This window comes from Phytohabitans rumicis (genome assembly GCF_011764445.1).
In the GTDB taxonomy this organism is placed as follows: Bacteria; Actinomycetota; Actinomycetes; order Mycobacteriales; family Micromonosporaceae; genus Phytohabitans; species Phytohabitans rumicis.
Window position 1 is genome coordinate 9,300,133 of record NZ_BLPG01000001.1, and the last position, 25,924, is coordinate 9,326,056.

A 25,924-nucleotide genomic window follows, 5' to 3' on the forward strand; every position below is an offset into this window, starting at 1 on the left:
CCGGTGTGACACCCTTCGCCGCGGCGCTGGCTCTCGCCCGCCAACGCGTCGAGCAGGCCGCCCGCTGACCGTCCGAGCACGCACGGACCGGTTTGAGTTCTTCAAACCGGTGTGGTCCCCGGACGGTCGCAAGCTGCTGTCCGGCTGCTAGAGGATGTCGATGTGCCAGTTGATCCGGTAGTGGCGTCCGCCGATGGCGATCCGGAACACTGGCCGTCCCGCCGCGGCGGTGCCCGTCCACCACCAGCCGATCCGCAACCCTCCGTGGTTGAGGCTGCCCTGTACGCCGCCGGGTATGTTGAGCCGGCCGAACAGGCGGCTGCGCTGTCCGATGTAGGGCAGGTCGGCGACCCGCTGGCCGATCCTGCCGCGTACGCCGGAGCTGAGCGGGCCGAGCAGGCCGAGCCCTCCGCCGATCGCCATGGTGGTGAACAGACCTCGCCAGCTCCAGTCCGGGGTGCCCGCGTGCACCGCCGTGTAGCCGGCGCCGGCCGCCCCGATCCCGACGGCCACGCCGCACACCACCGAGACGCCGCACGCCAGCGCCCCGACGACGCCGACGACCGCGATCACGCCGCCGAGCAGCTTGCGCCAGAACCCGCCGGCCCGGCCGTCGAGGTCATGGCAGTTGACCGGGTCGCCGGTGCAGTATTCGTAGTCGTTGGCGTTGCCGCCGTCGATCGGGTCGACGGTCAGGAAGCGGCCGGTGGCCGGGTTGTAGAGCCGGACGCCCAGCAGCACCAGCCCGCCCGGCGTGTCGGCGGCGCGCTGGTACGCGCCGAGCCAGCCGTAGCGGCGTACGCCGGTGCCGGGACCGGCCCGTCCGTACTCGTCGGCTGGGTGTGCCGCCGGGCCGCCGCCCTCCAGCGTCGCCACCACGTCGCCGCGCAGGCTGGTCAGCTGCCATTGGGCCAGCCCGCCACCGCCGTGTACGCCGGCGAAGCCGGAGACGGACCGGATCTGCCTGCTCCACGTCGACGTCGACTCCTCCGTCCATGATGGACTGTCGCTGTCGTCCTGGTAGTGGTGGCGCCGTTCGACCCCGCTGTCGGTCCAGGATCGGATCCGGTCGCCGCCGGCGTCGAGGGCGTACTCGGCGGTCCGGCCGGCCTGCGTGATCGAGCGCACCATGTCGGTCACGTGGTAGGTGACGGCGAGATCCGATCCCTGGACCAGGTCGGCGGCCGGCACCGCCGTGGTCCGGCCGAGCTGGTCGTACGTGGTCCCCGGGGTGACGAGCCGGTCGGCCGCGTCGTACGCCCAGGACCGGGTCGACGTGGGCGGGTCGCCGGTGCAGGCAGCCGCCGTCGACGTGGTCCGGTTGGTCGAGCCGTCGAAGCCGTACGTCCGGCGCGCGCAGTCGGCGGCGGCGCCCTCCTCTACCGAGGTCAGCCGCCCGGCGGCGTCGTACCCGTAGGACCGCTGCGGCCCGGTGCCGGTCTGCCGGGCGACCTGTCCGTGTGCGGTCGGAACGAGCGTCTCGCCGTACAGGGTGCAGGTCGGCTGTCCGCAGCCGGGCCGCTCGTAGCGCAGCCCGACCGGCAGCCCGGTCTCGTCGTAGGTGGTGTGCACGCTCACGCCGGCCGGCCAGGTCTGGCTGACCACGTTGCCGTCCGGGTCGTACCCGGCGGTGAACGTGCCCACGAGCGAGTCGGTGACCGTCACCGGCAGACCGCGCTCGTCGTAGCCGTAGGCGCGGGTGCCCTTGCCGTCCGAGGCGGTCGCCACCTGCCCGCCGGGATGGTATGCGGTGCTCGACTCGGTTCCGTCGGCGTCGGTGTAGCCGACCGGGCGGCCCAGCCCGTCGTGGCGGCGCAGGATCTGGGCGACCACGGCGCCGCCCTGGACCGATTCGGTCCGCTCGACCAGGCCGGTCGACGCCGCGTACGCCGTGCGCCGCACCGGCACCGGCGCTCCGATCCCGGACACCGCGACCTCGCGCGCCCGGCCGGCGCCGTCGTAGCCGATCGTGGTGGTCCGCAGGACCGCGTCGGCGGTGCGCTCGGTGACGGTCCGCGGCTGGAAGTACTGGTCGTACGTGTAGGTGGTCCAGGGCCGCGTCGCGTCGGCCGGCTGCACCCGGCACGGCAGGTTGGCCCACTCCGGACGGTTGTCGCATTCGGGGTGGCCGGTGCCGGCGCCGTAGTAGACGGTCTGCCGGGCGCCGGACGTGGGGAGGTCGGCCGGCGTGACGGCGGCCGGCGCGGTGGACGCGGTTCGCGTCGGCAGGCCGGTCTCCGGGTCGTACGTGGTCTGCTCGGTCAGCGCCAACCCGCCCGGGTCGACCACCGTCGCCGTGGGCCGGCGCAGTTCCCAGTCGTACTCGTAGCGGGTCGTCCGCGCCGCGGAGTCGGTCGAGCCGGTGTGCCGGACCGAGTCGATGCGGGTGGTCAACAGGCCGGGGCCGGTGCCGTCCGGGTAGGCCGGCGCCCCTTCGTCATAGCTGAACCGGGAGTGCTGGCGGCCGCGCACGACCGCCCCGTCGACCATGACGTCGTGCTCCGGCCCGAACGTCTCCAGCACCCGTCGACCGCCGGCGTCGTAGACGTACACTGTGGACAGTCGATCCGCCAGCGCGGCGCTGTCGGCGCCGGCGGCCAGCGCCCGGGCCCGGTTGGCGGCGCTCAGGCCGCGCGCCACGTTGCCGAACCGGTCGTACCAGGTCGTGCTCGCGTGCCCACCCGGCGAGACCATGTTGACCGCCCGGCCGTTGCCGTCGAGATAGATCACCGTCGCCCGCTGCCAGGCCGCCGGGGGTACGCCCGCGGGCTGGTCGCCGTCGGGGACCTGGCCGGGCGGGAAGACCGCGGTGGCCCGCACCGGCGCAGGGTCCTGGCCCCAGCGGGCGGTCTGCGCCACGGACATGTCGAACGGCGGCCCGGCGACCGGCACGCGGTAGACCACCGACGTGCGAGCCGTGCCCGCCCCGGTCGTGCGGCTCACCGCCGCGACCCGCCCGGCGCCCGGGTCGCCGGGCACGGTCGTGTAGGTCAGCTGCCAGGGCTGCTCGCCGGCCGGCCCCACCTCGGCGAGGCTGCCGTCGGCGGCATAGCCGTAGGTGTCGGCGACGTGGTGCGCCCCGGCCTCGTCCGGGTAGTCCAGTCGCGGGTCCCACGCCGCGCGCAGCCGCCCGGCCTCGTCGTAGCGGTAGCGGGCCAGCGGGACCGTGCGCATGCCCGGCGGCGTGGCGTCCGGATCCCAGGAGGTCAGCGCGATCTGCCTGAGCCGGCCGGGGTGGTCGCCGTCGCCGGTGGCCTGGTCGGCGTACGAGAAGGTGAGCAGACGGCAGCCGCGGACCGGTGCCGTGCAGTCGACGCCGTCCGGCGCCGGCGCGAGGATCCGGGTCGGCCTGGCCGCGGTCTGCGTCGCCTCCCACGAGACGGTCGTGACCTGGCCCGTGCCGGGCGCGCTGACGACCGCCGGATAGTACGCGTCGCCGATCGGGGTGAACGTCACGCCGACGCCCCGCTCGTCGGTGAGCCGGAAGCCGCCGGCCTCACGCACCAGCGCCAGCGTCTCGTGCCCGGGCGGCGGGGCGTACCGGGTCGGGTCGACGGCGGTGAACCCGAGCGCGGTCCCGTCGGCGAGTCCAACATGGACGAGTGACCCGGTGACCCGCAGCCGGCCGTACCGGGCGCCCAGGCTGGACACGCCCACGGTGGTCACCCAGCCTGGGCCGAAGATCCCGGCGCCGTCCAGCACGCCGGCGTGCCGGCTACGGAAGGTGGTGCCAACGGCGAGGTCGGAGCCGTACGACGCGACGGACAGACCGCGGCCGGGCAGCGTGAGCTCGCCGGTCTCCAGGTTCACCATGCCCGGCCCGAGCGGCTGGGACGCCGCCGAGGCGAGGTCGCCGTCGAACAGGAAACGCACCGGCGCGCTCGCGCCACCCGGGTACGTCGCCCGCACCTCCAGCGGCCCGTCGCGGGCCGGGGACTCGGCCGCGTCGAGGGCAGCCCGGACGTTCCACGCCAAAGCGGTGCCGCCGGCCGCGGCGGACACGTGGGCGGGGTCGATGTCGGCCCAATCGTCCACTGTGGCCCGCCGCCACTGGTACGTGACCTGCGCCGGTGCGAGGTCCGGTGCGGCCAGTACGACCATTCCGGCCGTCACGTCGCCGGGCCGCGGTGACGCCAGCGCGCCGGCGGCCGGTGCGGTCTGGCCGGGTAGCGACGGCAGCTCCGGTGCTGCCGCCGGTCCCGGCTCCGGTGCGGCCGCGGCCGGCGCGGCGCCAAACATCGCCACCGTCACCACGACGGTCAGCGCGGCGGAGAACGTCCTGCGGGTGCGCATGTACACCTCCGACAGAAGACATGAACGTGCTGCGAACGGTCCGGTTCCGGAACGGGCGTGGATGACCGACGCCGCCGTTACCGGCAGGATCCGTTAGTTCACGCCTTCCGCTCGGAGCTGTCCGAAACCCCTGACGACACACCGATAACGGGCCGGCGGACCGGGGTGAGCAGCGCGGCGCCCGCCACCACGAGGGCACCGCCGCCGGCCAGGACGAACGCGAGCCGTGCGCCGTGGTGCTGGGCGAGCCAGGTCAGGCCCGCCGCGCCGACGCCGCCGAGCGAGAAGTGGATCGTCCAGAACGTGGAGGTGACCCGGCCGAGCAGGTGGTCCGGCGTGACCTCCTGGCGCAGCGACATCGAGCAGATGCCGGCGACGCTGGTGGTGCAGAAGTAGACGCCCATCAGGGCGGCCACGTCGACCGGGCCGCCGGTCAGGCTCAGGCTGGCGACGGCGGCGCCGCCGACGGCTACCGAGCCGATCCAGCAGGCGCCGAAGCCGAACCGCTTGCGGAGCGCGGCCACGACCAGCGAACCGGTCATGGCACCCGCCGCGCCGGCCATCAGGACCAGGCCGATCGTGCCGTCCGGCTGGTCGAGGCCGTTGCGCAGGTGGTACACGACGACGTCGTCGACGCCGTACGTGAGCAGGATGAACACGGTCAGCAGGCCGGTCAGCGGGCGGAGCACCGGGTGCCGGAACAGGAAGCGGGCGCCGGCCAGGAACTCGTCCCACGGCCGGGTGCGACCGGGGTCGGCGCCGGCCGCGGGGGTGCGCGCGGGCAGGCGTACCAGAAGAAGGAACGCCGCGGAGACGCCGAAGGTCGCGGCGTCGACGGCGATCGCGGCCGGCGGGCCGATCCATCCGGAGATCGCGCCCGCCGCGGCCGGGCCGAGGAGCGAGGCCAGGGCGGTGCCGGCGTAGAGGCGGCCGTTGGCCTTGGTCACCTCGGCGGCGCCCACCAGGCTGCGTACGGCGGTGACGGCCGCGACCTGAAAGAGCATCCCGATCGCCGATGCCAGCGGGAGCAGCACGAACAGCAGCCAGATCGGTGGCGCGCCCGCGGCGAGCGTGACGATCGGGATCACCGCGAGCAGCAGCATCCGGGCCACGTCGCAGCCGACCAGCAGCCGCGAACGGTTCACCCGGTCCACGACGACCCCGGCGAACAGGCCGGTGAGCACGGTCGTCGTGCCCATGACGCCGGTGAGCAAGCCCGCGGTCGCGACCGAACCGGTCAGGTCCAGCACCAGCAGCGGCACCGCCAACTGCGAGAAGGAGTCGCCGAAGACGGACAGGATCTGCGACGCCCAGAAGGCGGTGAAATGGCGGTTGCGCCGCGGTGCGGGCGCGGCGACGGTGGGGGACTCGGCGGCGGGGATTGGTTGATCTTAGCCGCGCGCCGCGCGAGAGGCACGTGGTGTGGGCGGCGGGCGAGTAGGGTGGCGGGGACCGCGGCCGCGAGGGGGGATGGGCCGTGCCGGACGTCTATGCGACCATCAGTCGCGCCGCTACCGCCGTAACGGGACCGCTGGCGGAGATCCTGGAGCTGCGCGGCGCCGATCCGCAGCAGCAGGCGATGCGGCGCGCGTATCTGTCCGATGTGGAGTTTCCGCCGGCCGCGCGGGTCGTCGAGATCGGCTGCGGGCCCGGGCCGGTGGCGCGGTTTCTGGCGGGCCTGCCGGGCGTCGGGTCGGTGGTCGGGGTGGACCCGTCGCCGTATTTCCTGGCCCGGGGCCGGGAGCTGGCGCGGGACCTGCCCAACGTCACCTTCGTCGCCGGGGACGGGCGGGCGGTGCCGCTGGGCGACCAGACGGTCGACGTGGTCGTCTTTCACACCACGCTGTGCCACATTCCCGGGCCGGAGCGGGCGCTCGCCGAGGCGTACCGGCTGCTGCGGCCGGGCGGATGGCTGGCGGTGTTCGACGGCGACTACATGACGATCAGCTGCGCCACCAGCGACCACGACCCGCTGCAGGCGTGCGCCGACGCGACCGCCGAGAACCTGATCCACGACCGCTGGCTGGGCCGCCGGCTGCCCGGACTGGTGCGCGGCGCCGGGTTCGAGCAGGGCCGGCTGCGCGGGCACAGCTACGTCGAGGCGCCGTCCTCCGGCGCGTACCTGCTGGCGATCATCGACCGCGGCGCGGACGCGCTGCTCGCCGGGGCCGGGTCGGCCCCGACCTGGCCGCGGCGCTCAAGGCCGAGGCCCGCCGGCGGTCCGACGCCGGCGAGTTCTTCGGCCACATCGGGTACGTCAGCGTGGTTGCCCGCCGCCCGGCGCTCCCGGGGTGAAGGCGGTCAGGGTCACCTCGTCCGGGTCGCCGGCGCCGGCCGGCGTGAACGCGAGCCGGTCCAGGTACGGGTCGCGTTCGTCGCCGAGCCGGGTCTGCATCGCCACGTAGCAGCGCCGCCGCGCCTCCGCGACGTCCAGTCCGTGTACGGCGATGTCGTGGGCCAGGTTGAGGGCCAGCAGGTTGCCTTCCTCGTCCGCGCAGCGGCAGGACAGCTCGCCGCGGGTGCGCTCGTACACCAGGCTGCCGTTGAACCGGGCCAGCTCGCTGACCTTGTCCGCCGGCACCTGGTGGGCGACGACCTGCTCCAGCACGTCGACGTGCGGCTTGGGGAACCGGTGCGGGGCCACGTCGCGGTGCACCAGCATGCGTCGCCACGGCGTGCGGCCGTACCAGATGAGCAGGCTCGGGCCCGCCTCGTCCGGCGGACCGTACCGGTCGATGACGGCGCGGGCCGCGTCGGCCGCGCTCCGCGGCCAGTCGCGGGTCAGGTCGGTGCTCACCCGGCTCCTCCTCCCGGCTCGTCCTCGTCGGCCACCGCGGCGCCCGGGCCGGGCGGGCCGAAGGCCAGACCGCGGGTGTACGGCTCGGTGCGGCCCAGCAGCAGCCCGGCGGCCAGCTCGGTGTACGCGGCCCGCGCCCGCGCCACGTCGACCCGGCCGGTGACCAGGTCGTGGGCCAGGTTGAGGGCGAGGAAGTTCATCGGCTCGCCGTCGCAGCGGGCGGCCAGCTCGCCGCGGGTGCGTTCGACCCGGACGCTGCCGGTCAGGGCGGCCACGTCGCCGGCGCGTTCCGGCGGCACCCGGAAGTCGATCCAGCCCTCCACCCGGTCCTCGTGCGGGTAGGGAAACCGGTGCTCGACCGGGTCGCGGTGCACCACCACCCGCTTCCACGGGCCGGCGTGCCGCCAGATCAGCCGGCTGGGCATCGCCTCGTCGGGCTCGCCGTACCGCTCGAGCGTGCGCCGCGCGGCCTCCCGGGCGGCCGCCGGCCAGGCCCGGACCACACCGTACGTCGTCGTCACGGCAGTCCCTAGAAGTGGGCAGGTGTCCTACGCGTCCCAGCTTGCGCGACGGTGGGTGACCGCAGATCACCCGCCGCGGGCGAGATTGCCCCGATCATCCGGTGCCAGCTCGTCCAGGGCGTCAAGGGCAATGCCGTCGATCAAGGGCGAATGGTCGTGGTGTGATCTCCGATTCGCGGCCTTTTGCCCTTGATCGGCGCAGAAGTCCTTGATCGGCGGCTCGGGTTACGAGGGCAGGCGTTCGCGGTCGCGGTGGGGCGGGGGTGGGGTGGCGCGTTGCTTGCGGACGAGGTGGGTCAGGTAGAGCAGGGACCCGGCGAGCAGGCCCATGTCGTCCAGGTAGATCGGGTCGGGCAGGACGTCGACCGGGAGGATCGTATAGAGCAGCGCGCCGTAGAACGCGAGCTTGCCGCCGGCGCCCATGCCGACCAGCAGCTTGCGGGTGCGCCAGACCCGTACCGCCAGCACGATCGCGCCGATCAGCGACGCGACCGCGATGATCACGCCGAGGACGATGACGACGGTCCAGGCTTCGCGGGACATGTCGCCACGGTAGCGGAGGATGCGAAGTATGGCATTTGATGAGGAGCTGGCGGATCGGGTGCGGGAGCTGATCGGCCCCGAGCCCGGGCTGGCCGAGAAGCGCATGTTCGGTGGCCTGGCGATGCTGCTCAACGGCAACATGGCGGTGGGTGTACGGGGCCAGGGCGGGCTGCTGGTCCGCGTCGATCCGGACGAGTCCGACGACCTGCTGGTCGAGCCCGGTGCCGACCTGATGGAGATGCGGGGGCGGCGGCTGCGCGGCTGGCTCACCGTCGCACCGTCGGCGTGCCGGAGCGACGCCGACCTGGGCCGGTGGGTCGGGCGGGGGTGGCGTACGCGCGGAGCCTCCCCGCGAAGTAGGCGGCGCGGGGAGCCGTCGCATCGGGCAGGATCGCGGTCATGACCGTGTTGATCCACGTCGTTGATCATGGGTCCGGGGCGCGCCGCTGGGCGGTGCGCCGGGACGGCGGGCTGTACGCCCTCGACGCCGGCCTGTCCGACCTGCTCGCCCTGCCGCTGGCGCGGGCGCGCGCCGCGTACGAGGCCGCCGCCGAACCGATCGGCGGGCCGGTGTCGGTGCTCGCACCGGTGGACGCGCAGGAGGTGTGGGCGGCCGGGGTGACGTACCAGCGCAGCCGCGAGGGCCGCCGGGAGGAGTCGGCGCACGCCGCGCTGTACGACCACGTCTACACCGCGGCCCGGCCGGAGCTGTTCCTCAAGAGCACCGCCGCGCGGGTGGTGGCCGACGGGGAGCCGGTCGGCATCCGCGCCGACTCCGGCTGGGACGTGCCCGAGGCGGAGCTGGGCCTGGTCGTCACCGCGGCGGGGGAGGTGTTCGGCTACACCGTGGGCAACGACATGAGCAGCCGCTCGATCGAGGGCGAGAACCCGCTCTACCTGCCCCAGGCCAAGATCTACAGCCGGGCCTGCGCGCTCGGCCCGGCGATCGTGCCGGCGTGGGAGGCGGGCCCCGGCCCGTTCGCGGTGTCGGTGCGGGTGGAGCGGGACGGCGCCGGCGCGTACGCCGCGCGGACGTCCACGGCGCGGCTGGCCCGCGGCTTCGCCGACCTGGTCGGCTGGCTGACCCGGGCGCTGGACTTCCCGGCCGGCGTGGTGTTGTTGACCGGGACCGGGGTAGTTCCGGATCGTGACTTCACGCTGCGCGCCGGTGACCTCGTCGAGATCACGATCGACGGGGTGGGCACCCTGCGCAACCCGGTGACGGTGGTGGGTCGAGGAGAAGGGGACTGACGTGTCGCTGATCGAAAGCCGTTCTCCGCAGGCGCCCGAGGACGTCGTGGCCCAGGTGCCGGACAACGGTCCAGGCGAGGTCGCCGAGGCGGTGCGGCAGGCCCGGGAGGCCGGCGTGGACTGGGCGGCCCGCCCCGCGACCGAGCGCGCGATAGCGCTGAGCGCCTGCGCCGAGGCGCTGGCCGAGGCGTCCGCCGAGCTGGCCGCGCTTGTGGTCCGCGAGGTGGGCAAGCCGATCGGCGAAGCCACCGGCGAGGTCGCCCGCGGTGTGGCGATCCTGCGGTACTTCGCCCAGGCCGCGCTGCTGCCCGAGGGCGACGTGTTTCCCGCCGCCGACGGGGTGTCGCTGCTGCACACCCGGCGCCGCCCGCACGGCGTCGCCGGACTGATCACGCCGTGGAACTTCCCCGTCGCCATCCCGCTGTGGAAGGCGGCGCCGGCCCTGGCGTACGGCAACGGAGTGGTCCTCAAGCCGGCCGAGCAGGCGCCGGCCGTGGCGTTGCGGCTGGCCGAGCTCTTCGCCGGCGCGCTGCCCGGCGGCGTGCTGCGGGTGGTCACCGGGGCCGGGGCGGCCGGCGCCGCGCTGGTCGAGACGGCCGACGCCATCTCGTTCACCGGGTCGACGGCCGTCGGCCGGCTGGTCCGCCAGGCCGCGGCGGCGCGCGGCGTACCGGCGCAGTGCGAGATGGGCGGGCAGAACCCGTCCGTCGTCCTGCCGGACGCCGACCTCGACCTCGCCGCCCGGACCATCGCCGGCGCCGCCATGGGGTACGCCGGGCAGAAGTGCACCGCCACCAGCCGGGTGATCGTCGTGGGCGACGCGGACGGCTTCGCCGAGCGGCTGGTCGCCGCCGTCGAGGCGTTGGAGGTCGGCGACCCGGGGCAGGCCAGCACCGCGGTCGGGCCGGTCATCGAGCCGGCGGCGCGCTCGGCGGTGGTGGCCGCGGCGCAGCGGGCCGCCGGGCGCGGCGCCAAGATCCTGACCGGCGGCGTCGCCCTGGACTGGAACGGCTGGTACGCCGCGCCGACCGTGGTGACCGGCGTGCCGGAGGGCGACGAACTGCTGACCGAGGAGGTGTTCGGCCCGATCTGCGCGGTGGTCCCGGCCGCGTCGGCCGACGACGCTGTCCGGGCCGCCAACGCGGTACGCCACGGGCTGGTCGCCGCGCTGTTCACCCGGGACCTGGCGTCTGCGCTGACCCTGGCCCCGCGGCTGGAGACCGGCATGGTCAAGGTCAACGGGCCGACCGCCGGGGTGGACTTCCACGCGCCGTTCGGCGGGGAGAAGGAGTCCAGCTACGGCCCACGCGAGCAGGGCCCGGCCGCGCGCGACTTCTACACCCGGACCGTGACGGTGACCCTCACCCCCTAGGCAGGCGGAGCTCGCGGCCGGTCCAGCGGGAGCGGAGCCAGCGGTCGTGGCTGGCGACCACGATCGCCCCCGGCCCCGGCCCGAGCGCCGCCTCCAACTCGTCGCAGAGCAGCGGGGACAGGTGGTTGGTGGGCTCGTCGAGCAGTAGCAGCTCCGGCGGGTCCGCCACCAGCAGGGCCAGCGCGAGCCGGCGGCGCTGCCCGACTGACAGCTCACCGACCCGCTTGCCCAGGTCGCGCGGCTCGATGAGCCCCAGCGACCGCAGCGGCACGGACTCCGCCCGCTCGGCGCCGAGCGCCAGCGCGTACGTCTCCAGTGCGGTGCGGTCGGGCCGGTGGAAGACGGTGTCCTGGGCCAGCAACCCGACCGTCAGGCGCTCCCGCCCGCGCATCCGGCCATCCGCGGCCAGCCGCCCGGCCAGCACGGCCAGCAGCGTCGACTTGCCCGCGCCGTTGGCGCCGGTGACCAGCAGCCGGTCGGTGGCCGCCAGGTCCAGCCGGTCCAGGGCGAGCCGGCCCGGCACCCGGACGTCCCGCAGCGACACCAGCGTGTCTGCTCCGGTGGCCGTGGCGGCGAACACGGTCACTCTGAAGCGCAGCGGCTCCGGCGGCTTGCGGACCTGGTCGCGCGCCAACTCTTCCAGGCGCCGGGCGGCGTTGCGCACCCGCCGGGAGACCTGGCTCTGCACCCGGCCGCCCTTGTAGTCGTACCCCATCTTCTCGTTGTCGCGGCGCGGCCGGCCCGGCGCGACCTGGTGGGCGGTGACCGCGACCGCGTGGCGCAGCTCGGCCAGCTCCTCCTGCTCCTGCACGAAGCGCCGCTGCCAGCGCTCCCGCTCGGCGTGCTTGGCGGCCAGGTAGTCGGTGTAGTTGCCGCCGTACCGGGTGGGGCCGGACAGGGTTGGGTCGAGGTCGATCAGGTCGGTGCAGACCGCGTCCAGGAACGCCCGGTCGTGGCTGGCCAGCACCACGACGCCGGGCAGCTCGCGCAGGTGCCCTTCCAGAAACACCGCGGCGGCGTCGTCGAGATGGTTGGTGGGCTCGTCGAGCAGGAGCGCGGCGGGCCGGCGTACCAGCAGGGCGGCCAGCGCCAGGCGGCTGCGCTGCCCGCCGGACAGCGACCCGAGCGTCCGGTCGTGCGGTATCGCGGCGAGGCCGAGCCCGGCCAGCACGATCTCCGCGCGCCGGTCGGCACCCCACGCGTCGCGCCGCTCGGCGGAGTCGAGGCGCTCGCCGTACTCGCGAAGCAGCTCGTGCTGGTCGGTGCCGCCGGCCGCGAGCGCGCGGCCGAGCCGGTCGAGCGCCGCGAGGTCGTCGCGGGCCTCGCGCAGGGCCTCGTCGAGCACCGCCGCGACCGTGACGGCGTGGTCGAACGGCATCTCCTGGTGCAGAAAGCCCAGGTCGGCCGGGCGGACCACGGTGCCGCCGTCCGGCTCGTCCGCGCCGGCCAGCAGGCGCAGCAGCGTGGTCTTGCCGACGCCGTTCTCGCCGATCAGCCCGATCCGGTGGCCGGGCGCGGCGGTCAGCGACACCCCGTCGAGCACGCGGCGCGTGCCGAGCGTGCGGACGAGGTCGTGAGCGAGCAAAGGTGCTTGAGACATGGGCTGAGACATTGTGAACACCCACCGACGGGATCGGTCCTTCCGCCCGCCGGGCAACAGCCTCGGGCGCGAGCGCGGACATCGTCAATGGATCACATCGCCGCCCACGCTACGCGCGGCCGGACGCGGCCCGCAACGGATTTACCGGCGGCCGTCCAGGCACCGGCCGGTGACCGGCGAACGCCGACTCCAGCACGCCTTCGCCGCTGGTCAGGCTGGGCAGGCGGCGCTGGATATCGGGTACGCGGGCCGCGGTCACCACCGCCTCGACCGTGACGTCCGCCCGCTGCACCGACTGCGTCTCCACGGTGGCCGCGAGGTCGCTGAGGGCGGCGAGAACGGCGCCGAGCGCGTCGACGGGTGCGTCGATGCGGACCCGGGACATCGGCTCGCACACCGCCGTGCCCGCGTCGGCCAGCGCCTGCCCGAGCACCACCGGTGTGAGCTTGCGGAAGTCGGCGGCGGTGCTGAGCGGCCCGCGGGTGGACGGCGGCCCGTCCGGGACGCTGTAGCCGCCGCGGACCATCGTCACGACGCAGTCGCTCACCGGCCAGCCGTACAGCCCTTCGCGCAGCGCGTCGCGGACGTACTGCTCCATGGCGCGCGCGAACTCCGGCAGGTTGCGGTAGACGTACAGCGGCACCACCCGGAAGTCGACGCCCAGCCGGAACGCGACGCCGGAGCCCGGCGGCGCGGGCTCGACGCGCAGCCCGATCGTGGCGCGGTACGGGTTCTGCGGCGTGTTGAGCCACTCCACGGCCTCGCCGACGCCGGCCGGGCGCTCGATGTAGAGCGGCGTGGTCTGCCGGAACGTGACCTCGACGCCGAAGTCGGCGGCGAGCGTCGCCTGGATGACCTCCTTCTGCACCTCCCCGTACAGCGAGACGGCCAGCTCGTGGTGGGTGTCGTCGGTCCGCACGTCGATCAGCGGATCCTGCTCGGCCAGCTGGGCCAGCGCGGAGCGCAGCGCGACGTGGTCGTCGTGCCGGACGGGCTCGACGACGGCCTGCAGGGTCGGCGGGGCGAAGTGGTGACTTCGCTCTGCGTGCGGCGCGCCGATCGGGTCGCCGATCTTCATGCCGGTCAACCCCCACAGCCGGCCGATCTCGGTCGCCGACACCGCGTCCCGGCGCACCCAGGCACCGCCCTCGAAGACGCTGATGCCGGTCACCTTGTCCGGCCCGTCGCGCAGGCGGTCCCGGACGCGCACCGTGCCGGCGAACATCCGCACGTACGCGATCTTCTCGCCGGCCGTGCCGCGTTCGATCTTGAATATGGTGCCGCTGGCCGGCCCGCCCGGGTCGCCGGTCGCGGTGGGCAGCAGCTCGACCAGGCCCTCCATCAGCGCCTCGACGCCGGCCCCGGTGACCGCCGACCCGGCGTACACGGGGTGCACCAGCGCGCGCCCGGTCTGCGCGGCGAGCGCCGCGCGCAAGCGCTTGCCGGTCAGTCCGGGGTCGTCCTCGACGTACTGCGCCAGCAGCCGGTCGTCGTGCTCGGCGAGCGCCTCGACCAGCGCGTCCCGCCCACCGTCGGGCATCGGCACGGCGGTGACGCCGAGGCCTTGCCGGATCTGCGCCAGCACCCGCTCGACGTCGGCGCCCCGGCGGTCCGTCTTGTTGACGAACAGCAGCGTCGGCACCCGCAGCCGGCGCAGCGCGCGCATCAGCACGCGGGTCTGCGGCTGCACGCCCTCCACCGCCGAGATCACCAGGACGGCGCCGTCGAGCACCCCGAGCACCCGGTCCACCTCGGCGACGAAGTCGGGGTGACCGGGAGTGTCGATGATGTTGACGGCGGTGCCACGGATCGCCAGCGACACCACCGCCGACCGGATCGTGATGCCACGCTGCCGTTCCAGCGCCAGCGAGTCGGTCTGCGTGGTGCCGTCGTCGACCCGGCCGGGCTCGCGGATCACCCCGGCGGCGTAGAGCAGCCGCTCGGTGAGGGTGGTCTTACCGGCGTCGACGTGCGCCAAAATCCCCAGGTTCAAGCTGCCGTGCAGCAAACGTCATGCCCTTCGAATCGACGTACAGGTCAACTTCGATAGAGATGAACGTCGCTCGCATGTCGGTGCTCCTCGGCTCCCATGGGTCCTTCCGGCTAGCCAAGCACCCGGCCGCCCGAACCGCGACCGAATTACTCGGTAGGGTGCTCCGGGTGAGTGAGCCGATCTACATCACCGAGACCCGGACCGCGTACGGCATCGTCGCGGTCGACTACGCCGAAACGTTGAAGGACCACCTCGCCGCGGCGCCTCTGGAGCGGGCCCTGCTCGGCACCTTCGCCGAGCTGGTACGCGCCGGCGGCGGTGGACCGGTCGCCGACGTCGGGTGTGGACCCGGACGGATCACGACCTATTTGGACTCGCTCGGCCTCGACGTCACCGGGATCGACCTGACCCCCGAGATGATCGCGGTCGCGCGGGAGGCGTACCCGGGGCTGGCATTCCAGGTCGGGACCATGACCGACCTGGACCTCAAGGACGGCGCGCTCGGCGGCCTGGTGGCCTGGTACTCGATCATCCACACCCCGCCGGAGCTGCTGCCGGTGGTGTTCGCCGAGTTCGCGCGGGTGCTGGCGCCGGGTGGGCAGCTGATCCTGGCGTTCCAGGCGGGCGACGAAGTGGTCCGCGTCGAGCAGGCGTACGGGCACGAGGTGGCGGCCGACGCGTACCGGCTCGAGCCCGACCGGATCGCGGAACTGCTCGCCGACGCCGGCATCGTGCTCGGTACGCGGGTGGTGAAGGAGCGCGAGGGCCAGGAGAAAACCCCACAGGCGTACCTCCTGGCCCACAAGCCCTAACCTCCCCGCGCTCCCGGACGCCGCGCCGCGCTTCGCGGCGTCGATCAAGGATTTCGCCGTCGATCAAGGGCAAACGGTCGTGGATCGGAGATCAAAGCACGGCCGTTCGCCCTTGATCGACGCAGAAAGCCTTGATCGGCGCGGCGGAGCGCGGCGGGTGGGGGAGAGAGGAGAGAAAGGGGGTCAGCCCCAGTGGTCGGGGCCGGCGTGGGTGGGGGTGATGCGGAGCAGGACGCGGCGGTCGCGGACCATGGCGGCGCGGTAGTCGTCCCAGTCGGGGTGCTCGCCGGAGATGCCGCGGTAGTAGTCGACGAGCGGCTCCAGCGCCTCGGGCAGGTGGACGATGGTGGCGGTGCCCTCGACGTAGATCCAGTCGCCGTAGAAGCCGTCGTTCATCACGCACAGCAGGGCGCGCGGGTCGCGGGCGAGGTTGCGGGTCTTCGCGGCGGTCTCGCGGGTGCTGACGATCACGTGGCCCGCCTCGTCGGTACCCACGGTCACCGGCGAGACCTGCGCCCGCCCGTCCCGGTGGTACGTGGTCAGCACGGCGCGGTGGTTGTGCCGGACGAAGTCGAGGGCTCGGTCGAGGTCCATGGACACCACCCTACGGAGCGGTGAGGCGGATATTCCGGACGGTGATCGAGTCGACGGCGAAGGTCTGGTCGAGCACGTGGCTGAAGGTCAGCGTGGCGGTGCGCGCCGCCGGCGCAGGGGTGCCGTCGAAGACGATCTCCCGTTCGACGGGGACGTCCGGCGGTACGTCGATCATGTCCTGGCCGTCCGCGCGCAGCGTCTGGCCCCCGGCGAGGACGAACTGGGCGTTGCCGTAGACGGGGACGGTCATCGACTTGGCGCCACCGTTCTCCAGTCGCAGCGACACCTTGGTGACCCGGCTGGTCACCTCGACCGCCTCCACGGTGATGGACAGCGGCCCGGACTTGCCGGTGACCGGCTTGGCGAGGCGTGGCGTGCCCTCCTCGGCGGCGGGGTCGACCAGGCCCCGGACGGCCTGGAAGCCCTCCTGGATGCCCCAGGCCGCGGCGGCGCCGCCGACTCCGCACAGCAGCAGGATGACGGCGACGGCGGCCGCGACGGACATCCGGCTGACGCCGCCCGCGGGCCGCCGGGGGTGCGGGTACGGGGAATATGGGGGCGGGGGCGGTGGCGGCGAGGAGGGCAGCAGTGCGGTGGCGAGCCCGATCACGACGCTGACGCCGGTGATGGTCAGGGCGACCACGACGGGGCTGTACTCACCGCCCGTGACGTACGCGATCAGGAGGCCGGCGCCGTTGCCCAGCAACTGGAGGACGATCGCGACGACCACGGCGCGGGTGACCTGTCCGCGCCGCACCTGCCGACCGTCCACAACGGACAGCGTAGCAACGACGACTCCCCGTAACCTACATCCTAGGATGCTTTAGAGATGGTGCCAAGAGCCACCAACCAAACAGCCGGGCCCCGTACCCAGTCACGCTGGGTACGCTCAACCCACATCCGGGTCCGCGATGGCGAGGGGGCGGGGGTTCGGATTTGGCGCGAGGGGTCACTGTCGGTGTGCTGACGCCGCTGCTGTCCGGGCACTACTTCGGCGGGCTGCTGCGGGGGATCGCGCGTGCGACCGCGGCGGTGGACGGGCATGTCGTCGCCGTGCAGACGTTCGACCCCGGCGTGGACGAGATCACCTACCTGAACCTGTCCGACTTCCGGCCGCCGATCGCGTGGCGGCACGCGGCCGGCTTCGTGGTGATCCTCAACTCGGCCGACCAGCAGTATCTGGAGGCGCTACGCGCGGCGGGCAAGCCGGTGGTGATGGTGAGCCAAGAGGTGCCGGGGTTCGAGTGTCCGGTGGTCGTGCCGGACAACCGCAGCGGCACCCGGCTCGCCGTCGAGCACCTGATCAGCCACGGGCACACCCGGATCGGTTTCGTCGGCTGGATGGCCCAGGAGGATATCCGCGAGCGGCACCTGGCGTACCAGGAGACGCTCGCGGCGCACGGCCTGCCGTACGACCCGGCCCTGACCTTCGCGGCCGACAACAACTTCACGACCGGCGGCGAGGTGGCCGCCGCGCGGATGCTCGCCGATGGCCTGCCGACCACCGCCTGCTTCTGCGCCAACGACTACAACGCCGTCGGCGTCATCCGCGGGCTCACCGCCGCCGGGTACGCGCTGCCGCGCGACCAGGCGCTGGTCGGCTTCGACGACGTGACCGCCGCCCAGCACGTGGAGCCCAACCTGACCACCGTCGAGTCGCGCTTCGACGAGGTGGGGGAGGAGGCCGGCGTGCTGTTACTGGCGATGCTGGCGGGGCAGGCGGTGCCACCGGGACGGCGGTACGCCCGGGAAGGCAGGTCCGCCCTGGTCACCCGCCAGTCCTGCGGATGCCCTCCGCAACCGCCCTCGGAGACCCGGCTCGCCGCCGAAAACCAGTACCTGGAGGGCGCGCTCAACACCCAGTACGGCATCTCCATGGAGTTGCTGCGCAGCGACGGCGACCCGACGGCGCTGCAGTGGCTCGAACGCTCCCAGGCGACCAGCGGCTGCCTCGGCCTGTGGCTGCCCGACCAGCCGGCCGAGCAGGCCGCCGACCCGCTGCTGGAGATCGCCGGCACGTTCCACCGGGACCCGGACCACCAGATCAAGCCCGACGACCCGATCCCGGTCAGCGCCTTTCCGCCGGCCGAGCTGATCGAGGAGTCCGACCCCGGCTCCGGGCAGATCGCCGTGGTGGTGCCGGTCCGGCTGCGCGCCAGCGACCGCGGGATGCTGGCCCACGTCGGCCCGATCGACACCCAGAAGTCGTCCATCGTCGAGACCGTCAACCAGTGGGCCGCGCTGCTGTGCGGCATGCTCGACCACCGGGCGGTCGTGACGTCGCTGCGCGAGCAGGAAGATCAGCTGCGGCACGCCGCCCTCTACGACCGGCTCACCGGCCTGCCCAACCGCACCCTCTTCCTGGAACGCGTCGGCCACGCGCTGCGCCGCGCGCAGACCGGCTCGGGGTACCAGTTCGGGGTGCTCTTCCTCGACCTCGACGGCCTCAAGGTGGTCAACGACAGCCTCGGGCACCTGGCCGGCGACCGGCTGCTGTGCCAGGTCGCGGAGCGGATCAGCGCCGAGGTTCGCCCCGCGGACACGCCCGCCCGCTTCGCCGGCGACGAGTTCGCGGTGCTCGTCGACGGCCTCGGCGACACCGCCGTGCTCACCGCGATCGCGGAACGGCTACAGGAGGCCATCGTCCGGCCGCAGAAGGTCGCCGGCCAGGAACTGGTGGTCAGCGCCAGCGTCGGCATCGCGGCCGGGAGCAGCCAGTACGAGAACGCCGAGGACCTGCTGCGCAACGCGGACATCGCGATGTACCGGGCCAAGTCCCGCAAGAAGGGCTCGCACGCGGTCTTCGACGTGTCGATGCGGGCCGAGGCGGTCGACCGGCTGCGCATCGAGACGGAACTGCGGCACGCGATCGTCGACGGGGACCTGGAGCTGCACTACCAGCCGATCGTGGACCTGGCCACCGGGAGGACCGTGGCGCTGGAGGCGCTGCTGCGCTGGCAGCACCCCACCCGCGGGCTGCTGCCGCCGGCGCAGTTCCTGGCGGTGGCCGAGGAGGCCGGGCTGATGGTGCCGATCGGCAGCTGGGTGGTCGGCGAGGCGTGCCAGCAGCTCGCCGCCTGGCGCCGGACCGGGACGGTCCCGGACGACCTGTGGGTCAGCATCAACCTCTCGGACCGCCAGTTCTGGTACGGCGACGCAGCCGCTACCGTTGCCGCGGCCCTGCGCCAGGCCCGGCTGCCGGCCCGCTGCATCGCGCTGGAGATCACCGAGAGCGTGGTCGTGCACGACCTGGAGGCCGCCCAGACCATGCTGCAGACCCTGCACGACCAGGGCCTGAAGCTGTACGTCGACGACTTCGGCACCGGGTACTCGTCGCTGAGCGTCCTGCGCGAGCTGCCCATCGACGCGCTGAAGATCGACAAGTCGTTCGTGGCCGACATGGCCGCCAGCGGCAAGGCCCGCGAGCTGGTCCGCACGATCATCCTGATGGGGCACAACCTCGGCATGGACGTGATCGCCGAGGGCATCGAGACGAGCGTGCAGCACGAGTTGCTCCGCGAGCTGGGGTGCGAACTGGGGCAGGGACATCTGTTTTCCCGACCCATCCGCCACGTCGGCGCCGCCGAATAAGGGTCGTGACGACAGGAACGGTGATCGCGGGGCGGTACCGGCTCCGGCAGGCGATCGGCAGCGGCGGGATGGGCCAGGTGTGGCTGGCCGCCGACGACATGCTCGGCCGCGACGTGGCGGTCAAGGAGGTGCTGAGCCCGGACTGGCTCCCCGCGGACGGGCAGTTCGACCGGGTACGGCGCACGCTGCGCGAGGCGCGCACCGGCGCGTGCCTCAACCACCCCAACGTCGTGCAGATCCACGACATCCTGCACACCGACCGGCCGTGGATCGTCATGGAGTACGTCCCGTCGCGCTCCCTGTACGACGTGATCGTCGCCGACGGGCCGCTGACTCCGGCGCACACCGCGAGGGTCGGGCTGGGCATGCTGGCCGGGCTGCGGGCGGCGCACCGGGCCGGGGTGATCCACCGCGACGTCAAGCCGCAGAACGTCCTGATCGGCCACGACGGGCGGGTCGTGCTGACCGACTTCGGGCTGGCGGTGCACGCGGGCGACGGGCCGATGGCCCCGGGCGACGTGCTGATCGGGTCGCCGCAGTACATCGCGCCGGAGCGGGTGCGGGACGGCGCGTCCACGCCCGCGACCGACCTGTGGTCGCTGGGCGCCACCCTGTACGCCGCGGTGGAGGGCCGGGCGCCGTACCAGCGGCCGACGACCGCCGGCACGCTGGCCGCCCTGACCGCCGAGCCGCCGGACCCGATGCGCCGCGCCGGGCCGCTGGCCCCGGTCCTGGAGCGGCTGCTCGACCGGGACCCGGCCCGCCGGCCCGCCGCCGGCGAGGTGGAGCGGTGGCTGCTGCCGATCGCGTCCGGCCAGCAGCCGCGGGCGGCCGCACCGGACGACCCGGTGCTGCGCCGGCTGACCCGCATCCAACTCGCCGTCGCCGGCTTCGTGCTGGTAGCGACCGCCGTCGCTGCCCTGTTCGCATCTGGACAATTTGCCTAGTATTCGGCACCTGACCCTGGACGGATTGTTCAGGCTGTCCAACCGAAATCGCAACCCTTGCACAGCCCAACGCCTGCGGCTGAGATGGTTGCATGGAGCTTCTGACCGATGAGGAACGGCTGGCCGAGCTCAGCGTCGACCAGCTCAAGCAGCTGGTGGGCCTGGTCGAGTACGACCCGCTCGCCGACCCGTTCCCGGTGGTGGGCTGGGACGCGGTGGTGTGGGTGGTCGGCAACGCGGCCCAGGCGGCGAAGTTCTACCAGCTCGCCTTCGGCATGGACCTGGTCGCGTACTCCGGTCCGGAGACCGGCAACCGGGACCACAGCGCGTACGTGCTCAAGAGCGGGGCGGTGCGCTTCGTCATCCAGGGGGCGGTGGCACCGGACAGCCCGCTGGTCGCCCGGCACGCCAAGCACGGCGACGGGGTCAGCGACATCGCCCTGGAGGTGACCGACGTCGACAAGTGCGTGGCGTACGCGCGTACCCAGGGGGCCAGGGTCCTCGACGAGCCACACGACCTGACCGACGAGCACGGCACGGTCCGGATCGCCGCCATCGCCACGTACGGCGACACCCGGCACACACTCGTCGACCGGTCCGCCTACCACGGCCCGTACCTGCCCGGGTACGTCGCCCGCCCGTCCACCGTGGTCAAGCCGGACGGCTCGCCGCGGCGGCTCTTCCAGGCGCTGGACCACGTGGTGGGCAACGTCGAGCTGGGGCACATGGACGAGTGGGTCGCCTTCTACAACCGGGTGATGGGCTTCGTGAACATGGCGGAGTTCATCGGCGACGACATCGCCACCGACTACTCGGCGCTGATGTCCAAGGTGGTCGCCAACGGCAACCACCGGGTCAAGTTCCCGCTCAACGAGCCCGCGGTCGGCAAGAAGCGCAGCCAGATCGACGAGTTCCTGGACTTCTACGGCGGCCCCGGCGCCCAGCACCTGGCGCTTGCCACCAACGACATCCTGACCACTGTGGACAGCCTGCGGGCCGCGGGCGTGGAGTTCCTGGCGACCCCCGACTCGTACTACGAGGACCCGCAGCTGCGGGCCCGGATCGGCAACGTCCGGGTGCCGGTCGAGGAGCTGCACAAGCGGGGCATCCTGGTCGACCGGGACGAGGACGGCTACCTGCTGCAGATCTTCACCAAGCCGCTCGGCGACCGGCCCACGGTGTTCTTCGAGTTCATCGAGCGGCACGGCTCGCTCGGCTTCGGCAAGGGCAACTTCAAGGCCCTCTTCCAGGCCATCGAGCGGGAGCAGGAGCTGCGCGGCAACCTCTGAGGATCCCCGCCGTACCCCATCTCGGTAGGCATGCGGGTGGGAGCCTGATGCCGTGAACGAGATACCCGGGTACCGGATTGTCGCCGGCTTCCGCACCGACGGCGTCGCCTACGAACTGCGCTCGACCGACCCCGCCGCCGATGGCCCGTACCTCGACATCCACCTGCCCGACGCGACCCCGTCCGGCGACCATTTCACCGCGATGGAGCCGCAGCACGCCGAGGTGCACGCCCGCGCCGGCGGATCGGTGCCCTGGGCGGTGCTGTACTGGTTCCTCGGCAAGGTCATGTCGATCGGCGACCTGTCCGGGCTGCGCGGCCCGGCCCAGCCGCTGCCGGCCCGGCAGGTCTGGATCCATGACGGCAAGCGGTACGCGGTCGGCCCGTACACCCTGTCCGAAGACGACGGCGTCACCAGCTTGATCGAGGTCGTACCTGGCGAGAGCCTGACCGTGCGCGGCACCTGCTGGATTCCCTGGCCGGTCTTCCGCCGGTTCCTCGAGGCAGTGGAACGGAGCCGGAGCCAACCGTGAACCGGCCACGGGAACACCGCGAGCGCGTCGGGGCAAGGACTGTGTGGACAGTTCCCGACGCATCGAGGAGATCGGATGATCCGACGTACCCGCCTGACCAGCGGCCTGGCCGCCGTGGTGGTGGCGCTGGCGGCCGCGCTGGCCGTGCCGCCCGCCGGCCGGGCCGCACCGCCGCCGCCCGCCACCGCCGATCCCGGTACCTGGGTCACCCTGATCACCGGTGACCGGGTGCTGGTGCGGCCTAGCGGCGTGCTGGCCGTGCAGCCGGCGCCGCGCTCGCGCCCGGCGCGCTTCCAGGAGGTGGTCCGGCACGGCGACCGGTACCTGATCCCGGCCGACGCCGCCGGCCTGTTGCGGGCCGGCACGCTGGACTGGCAGCTCTTCAACGTCACCGGCCTGGTCCGGCAGGGCCTGGACGACGCGCACGCCGCGCGCATCCCACTGCTCATCGGGTACGCCGGCGGCGCCCGCGCGGCGAAGTTGGTCGCCCCGCCCGGGGCACACATGCGGCGGGCCCTGCCCGGCGTGGGCATGACCGCGGTCGACGCGGACCGGTCCGGCGCGTTCTGGCGGGAGTTGTCGCCCGCGAGCGGGCTGCGTACCCAGGGCATCGCCACGGTGTGGCTCAACGGGCGGGCCAAGGCCAGCCTGGACGAGAGCGTGCCGCACATCGGCGCCCCGGCCGCCTGGCAGCGCGGCCTCACCGGCAAGGGGGTGCGGGTCGCCGTGCTGGACACCGGAATCGCCGCCGACCACCCGGACCTGGCCGGAAAGGTGGCCACCGCCAAGGACTTCTCCGGCAAGGGCAGCGCCGCGGACGGCAACGGGCACGGCACGCACGTCGCGTCCACCGTGGCCGGTTCCGGCGCGGCCGCCGAGGGCCGGTACCGGGGCGTCGCCCCGGACGCCACGCTCGCCGTCGGCAAGGTCCTCGACGACAGCGGTTGGGGCGAATTCGACGACATTCTCGCCGGCATGCAGTGGGCCGCCGCGGACGCCGGCGCCGACGTGGTCAACATGAGCCTCGGCGGGTACGGCACGGACGGCACCGACCCGTTGTCGGCGGCCGTGAACACGCTGTCCCGCGAGCACGGCACCCTCTTCGTGGTGGCGGCCGGCAACGACGGCGCCGACGAGTGGGTGTCGACGCCCGCCGCGGCCGACGAGGCGCTCGCCGTGGGTAGCCTCAGCAAGACCGACGTGCTCAGCGAGTTCTCCAACCGGGGCCCGCGCATCGGCGACGGCGCGGTCAAGCCGGACCTGGCCGCGCCGGGCGAGGACATCGTCGCGGCCCGCCCGGCCGGCGTGCCGCCGCTCGGCGAGCCGGTCGGCGACGCGTACCAGCGGTTGAGCGGCACCTCGATGGCCACCCCGCACGTGGCCGGCACGGCGGCGCTGCTGGCCCAGCAGCATCCGGAGTGGACCGGCGACCGGCTCAAGGCCGCGCTGATGAGCACCGCCGTCCCGGTCGAGGGCGCCGGGCCGTACGCGGTGGGCACCGGGCGGGTGGACGCCGACCGGGCCACCCGGCAGGCGGTCACCGCCACCGGCAGCGTGTCGACGTACCTGAAGTGGCCCACCGCGGGCAGCACCGCGAAGCGGCCGGTCACCTGGCACAACACCGGCACCGAGGCGGTGACGCTGGAGTTGGACGCCGCGCTCACCGGCCGCGACGGTAGCCCGGCACCCGAGGGCCTGTTGAGCCTCCCGGGGAGCACGGTGACCGTGCCCGCCGGCGGCAGCGCCACCGTGGACCTGCTGGTGTCCGCCCGGGACGGCGGCGCCGGCACGTACGGCGGCGTGCTCACCGCCCGCGGCGCCGGCGGCGCGGTCGCCACCCGAACCGCGCTGTCCGTCTCCCAGGAGCCGGAGATGTACGACCTGACCCTCAACCTGGTCGACCGGGACGGCGCCGCGGTGGGGGAGTCGGACTACCCCAGCGTGGTGATCTTCGACCTGGACCGCAGTGACTTCTTCTTCTGGGGCGGCGTGGGCACGCACCGGCTGCCCGCCGGCCGGTACGCCGTCCACGCGACCATCGAGACGCCCCGGGCCGGGCAGGAGCCCACGTTCGCGTTCATCACCCACCCGGAGCTCAAGCTGAACCGGGACGCCACGCAGACCCTGGACGCCCGGGACGGCAAGCAGGTCTCGGTCACCGCGGACAACCCGGCGGCACGTGGCGGCGGCTACGTGGTGCAGACGATGACGAAGGTCAGCGACTGCGGCTGCGTCCATGGCATGAGCACGTCCCTGGATCCGCGCTTCCACGAGGCGTACGCGGCCACCGTGCCGGGCACCAGTTCGTCGTCGTTCGCGTTCGGGCAGTCGCGGCGGGCGTCCGAGGCGGACCTGGAGCTGTTCGCGGCCGGCGACCAGCGGTTCGAGGTCGCGGCCGGCTGGCTGTCCGGCTCGCCCACGCCGGAGGAGGCACTCACCCTGCCCGTCGTGCACGCCGGCGCGGGCACGCCCGAGGACCTGGCCAAGGTCGACGCGCGGGGCAAGCTGGTGCTCTTCGAGGTGTCCGGCGAGACCACGTACGAGGAGGCGTACCGGCGCACCGAGCACATCAAGCAGGCCGGCGGCCGGCTGGCGATGGTGCTGGTCACCGAGGACCTGGGCGTCGCCGCCGTGCGGGCCGCCGAGGAGGAGCCGGTGCCCGCGCTGCCGACGCTGCGCGGGTACGGGCCGACCGCGGCCCGCTTCGCCGACCTGGCCAAGGCGGGCGGGCTCACCGCCACGTACGCCAGCCGCCCGCTGCCCAAGTACCGCTACGAGCTGGCGTACGGGGTGACGGGGCAGGTGAGCACCGCCCAGGTGCACCGGCCGCGCACCCGGGACCTGGCGGCGGTGCGGACGGCGTACCACGACAACGCCCCCGGCACGGCGCGGTACTACGTGGCGTCCGTCCCGTTCTTCGGCACCCGGCTGGGCGGCGGCTGGTCGCAGCCGACGGCCGCCGGACGGGAGCAGGTGGAGTACTTCACGCCCGGTAACTGGGAGCTGATCACGCACGGGTACTGGGGCCCGCGGGACACGCTCCACGACACGCTGGACCTGAAGGCCGGCAAGGCGTACCGGATCGCGTGGAACAAGGCGGTCGCCGGGCCGACCTTCCGGGACGGGCCGTGGGTCCGGCGGGTGGACGGCGCGATCGACGCCGTCCTGCCGATGTACGGCGACGCCGCCGGCCGCCCGCGGGTGCCGTTCGCCGAGGACGGCACCGACTCCGGCTCGATCACCCTGTACCGCGACGGTGTCGAGGTGGGCACCGCGCCGGTGCCGGACGCGGCCCGCTTCCCGGTGCCGGACGAGCCGGGTCGGTACCGCCTGGTCGCCCAGACCCGGCGGGCGGTCGACTGGTGGCCACTGTGGACGGAGGTGTCGGCGGCCTGGACGTTCCGGTCGTCCGGGGCGGATGAGGGCGAGCCGCTGCCGCTGTTGACGACCCGGTTCGACCCGGCGGTGGACGTGCGCAACCGGGCACCCGGCGGGCGGGCGTTCACGTTCCCGGCGTACGTGGAGCGGCAGGACGCCGGTGCGGTGCGGGTCAAGCGGTTCACGGTGGACGTGTCGTACGACGGCGGGCGCACCTGGCGCAAGGCCGCGGTGACCCGCAACGGTCCACGGTGGACGGTCACGGTGCACCACCCGGCCACCGGGCACGCCTCACTGCGCGCCCGGGTGACCGACGCGGCCGGCAACACGCTGGAGCAGACCGTGCTGCGCGCGTACCAGATCGGCTAGTGCAAGGAAGGGCCCCTTGTTATCGCTTTTTGCATAACAAGG

Annotated in this window: 19 protein-coding genes and 1 pseudogene; 10 read left to right on the forward strand and 10 right to left on the reverse strand. The window is 73.6% G+C overall.

Annotation, left to right across the window (positions count from 1 at the left end; translation table 11 throughout):
- Positions 1-147 precede the first annotated feature (147 nt).
- Together Prum_RS42185 and Prum_RS42190 are read right to left on the reverse strand one after the other, a co-directional pair.
- Complete coding sequence (locus Prum_RS42185; protein ID WP_173082835.1) at positions 148-4,293, reverse strand: RHS repeat domain-containing protein; 4,146 nt, start codon at positions 4,291-4,293, stop codon at positions 148-150.
- Positions 4,294-4,391: 98 nt separating this feature from the next.
- Entirely contained in the window at positions 4,392-5,675 is a 1,284-nt protein-coding gene (locus Prum_RS42190; protein ID WP_173084763.1) for an MFS transporter, read from the reverse strand.
- 197 nt (positions 5,676-5,872) lie between these two features.
- On the opposite strand from Prum_RS42190, the pseudogene Prum_RS52900 reads away from it, so the two are divergent.
- Positions 5,873-6,217, forward strand: a pseudogene (locus Prum_RS52900) (class I SAM-dependent methyltransferase); the annotation flags it as partial.
- A gap of 167 nt (positions 6,218-6,384) precedes the next feature.
- Here Prum_RS52900 and Prum_RS52905 read toward each other — a convergent pair.
- From Prum_RS52905 to Prum_RS42200, 4 genes are all read right to left on the reverse strand, one after another.
- Entirely contained in the window at positions 6,385-6,540 is a 156-nt protein-coding gene (locus Prum_RS52905; RefSeq protein WP_246278724.1) for a hypothetical protein, read from the reverse strand.
- 10 nt (positions 6,541-6,550) lie between these two features.
- On the reverse strand, positions 6,551-7,090 hold the full coding sequence (locus Prum_RS52910) for a hypothetical protein (RefSeq protein ID WP_246278725.1): 540 nt from the start codon (positions 7,088-7,090) through the stop codon (positions 6,551-6,553).
- The gene (locus tag Prum_RS52915) at positions 7,087-7,611 is read right to left on the reverse strand and encodes a hypothetical protein (protein ID WP_246278726.1); all 525 of its coding nucleotides are present in this window, start codon (positions 7,609-7,611) and stop codon (positions 7,087-7,089) included. Before Prum_RS52915 ends, Prum_RS52910 begins: the two co-directional genes overlap by 4 nt.
- 225 nt (positions 7,612-7,836) lie before the next feature.
- Positions 7,837-8,154 carry a YkvA family protein gene (locus Prum_RS42200; RefSeq protein WP_173082839.1) on the reverse strand — a complete coding sequence of 106 codons (318 nt, stop codon included), beginning with the start codon at positions 8,152-8,154 and terminating at the stop codon, positions 7,837-7,839.
- Between the two features lie 28 nt (positions 8,155-8,182).
- Here Prum_RS42200 and Prum_RS42205 point away from each other — a divergent pair, with 28 nt between their 5' ends.
- The 3 genes from Prum_RS42205 to Prum_RS42215 are packed head-to-tail and all read left to right on the forward strand — an operon-like array spanning position 8,183 to position 10,777.
- The gene (locus Prum_RS42205; RefSeq protein WP_173082841.1) at positions 8,183-8,557 is read left to right on the forward strand and encodes a TfoX/Sxy family protein; all 375 of its coding nucleotides are present in this window, start codon (positions 8,183-8,185) and stop codon (positions 8,555-8,557) included.
- Positions 8,554-9,405, forward strand: a complete 852-nt coding sequence (locus Prum_RS42210; protein ID WP_173082843.1) for a fumarylacetoacetate hydrolase family protein — start codon at positions 8,554-8,556, stop codon at positions 9,403-9,405. Before Prum_RS42205 ends, Prum_RS42210 begins: the two co-directional genes overlap by 4 nt.
- 1 nt (position 9,406) lies before the next feature.
- Entirely contained in the window at positions 9,407-10,777 is a 1,371-nt protein-coding gene (locus tag Prum_RS42215; RefSeq protein WP_173082845.1) for an aldehyde dehydrogenase family protein, read from the forward strand.
- On the opposite strand, the gene Prum_RS42220 is transcribed toward Prum_RS42215, so the two are convergent.
- Together Prum_RS42220 and Prum_RS42225 are read right to left on the reverse strand one after the other, a co-directional pair.
- Positions 10,767-12,377, reverse strand: coding sequence for an ABC-F family ATP-binding cassette domain-containing protein (locus tag Prum_RS42220; RefSeq protein WP_173082847.1), 1,611 nt, complete (start codon positions 12,375-12,377; stop codon positions 10,767-10,769). The two genes, Prum_RS42215 and Prum_RS42220, sit on opposite strands and share 11 nt — an antisense overlap.
- Positions 12,378-12,486: 109 nt before the next feature.
- Complete coding sequence (locus Prum_RS42225) at positions 12,487-14,355, reverse strand: GTP-binding protein (protein ID WP_246278464.1); 1,869 nt, start codon at positions 14,353-14,355, stop codon at positions 12,487-12,489.
- A gap of 182 nt (positions 14,356-14,537) precedes the next feature.
- Here Prum_RS42225 and Prum_RS42230 point away from each other — a divergent pair, with 182 nt between their 5' ends.
- Positions 14,538-15,182, forward strand: a complete 645-nt coding sequence (locus tag Prum_RS42230; RefSeq protein ID WP_246278465.1) for a class I SAM-dependent methyltransferase — start codon at positions 14,538-14,540, stop codon at positions 15,180-15,182.
- Positions 15,183-15,365: 183 nt separating this feature from the next.
- Here Prum_RS42230 and Prum_RS42235 read toward each other — a convergent pair whose 3' ends face one another.
- Positions 15,366-15,776 carry a PPOX class F420-dependent oxidoreductase gene (locus Prum_RS42235; protein ID WP_173082849.1) on the reverse strand — a complete coding sequence of 137 codons (411 nt, stop codon included), beginning with the start codon at positions 15,774-15,776 and terminating at the stop codon, positions 15,366-15,368.
- Between the two features lie 10 nt (positions 15,777-15,786).
- The gene (locus Prum_RS42240; protein WP_173082851.1) at positions 15,787-16,548 is read right to left on the reverse strand and encodes a hypothetical protein; all 762 of its coding nucleotides are present in this window, start codon (positions 16,546-16,548) and stop codon (positions 15,787-15,789) included.
- Positions 16,549-16,736: 188 nt separating this feature from the next.
- On the opposite strand from Prum_RS42240, the gene Prum_RS42245 reads away from it, so the two are divergent.
- The 5 genes from Prum_RS42245 (at position 16,737) to Prum_RS42265 (ending at position 25,882) form a co-directional block, all read left to right on the forward strand.
- On the forward strand, positions 16,737-19,367 hold the full coding sequence (locus tag Prum_RS42245; protein ID WP_173082853.1) for an EAL domain-containing protein: 2,631 nt from the start codon (positions 16,737-16,739) through the stop codon (positions 19,365-19,367).
- Between the two features lie 5 nt (positions 19,368-19,372).
- A complete protein-coding gene (locus Prum_RS42250; protein WP_246278466.1) occupies positions 19,373-20,314 on the forward strand; it encodes a serine/threonine-protein kinase in 942 nt (313 codons plus the stop codon).
- Positions 20,315-20,406: 92 nt separating this feature from the next.
- Positions 20,407-21,603 carry a 4-hydroxyphenylpyruvate dioxygenase gene (gene hppD, locus Prum_RS42255; protein ID WP_173082854.1) on the forward strand — a complete coding sequence of 399 codons (1,197 nt, stop codon included), beginning with the start codon at positions 20,407-20,409 and terminating at the stop codon, positions 21,601-21,603.
- A 52-nt stretch (positions 21,604-21,655) separates the two neighbouring features.
- Positions 21,656-22,135 carry a hypothetical protein gene (locus tag Prum_RS42260; protein ID WP_173082856.1) on the forward strand — a complete coding sequence of 160 codons (480 nt, stop codon included), beginning with the start codon at positions 21,656-21,658 and terminating at the stop codon, positions 22,133-22,135.
- A 75-nt stretch (positions 22,136-22,210) separates the two neighbouring features.
- Positions 22,211-25,882, forward strand: coding sequence for a S8 family serine peptidase (locus Prum_RS42265; RefSeq protein WP_173082858.1), 3,672 nt, complete (start codon positions 22,211-22,213; stop codon positions 25,880-25,882).
- The last annotated feature ends 42 nt before the right edge of the window (positions 25,883-25,924 follow it).

Excerpts from the sequence above, each read along its gene's own strand:
- Prum_RS42210 (WP_173082843.1), top strand. The coding sequence starts at position 8,554 with ATGACCGTGTTGATCCACGTCGTTGATCATGGGTCCGGGGCGCGCCGC.
- Prum_RS42205 (WP_173082841.1), top strand. The coding sequence starts at position 8,183 with ATGGCATTTGATGAGGAGCTGGCGGATCGGGTGCGGGAGCTGATCGGC.
- Prum_RS42220 (WP_173082847.1), bottom strand. The coding sequence starts at position 12,377 with ATGTCTCAAGCACCTTTGCTCGCTCACGACCTCGTCCGCACGCTCGGC.
- Prum_RS42265 (WP_173082858.1), top strand. The coding sequence starts at position 22,211 with ATGATCCGACGTACCCGCCTGACCAGCGGCCTGGCCGCCGTGGTGGTG.
- hppD (WP_173082854.1), top strand. The coding sequence starts at position 20,407 with ATGGAGCTTCTGACCGATGAGGAACGGCTGGCCGAGCTCAGCGTCGAC.
- Prum_RS42200 (WP_173082839.1), bottom strand. The coding sequence starts at position 8,154 with ATGTCCCGCGAAGCCTGGACCGTCGTCATCGTCCTCGGCGTGATCATC.
- Prum_RS42235 (WP_173082849.1), bottom strand. The coding sequence starts at position 15,776 with ATGGACCTCGACCGAGCCCTCGACTTCGTCCGGCACAACCACCGCGCC.
- Prum_RS42185 (WP_173082835.1), bottom strand. The coding sequence starts at position 4,293 with ATGCGCACCCGCAGGACGTTCTCCGCCGCGCTGACCGTCGTGGTGACG.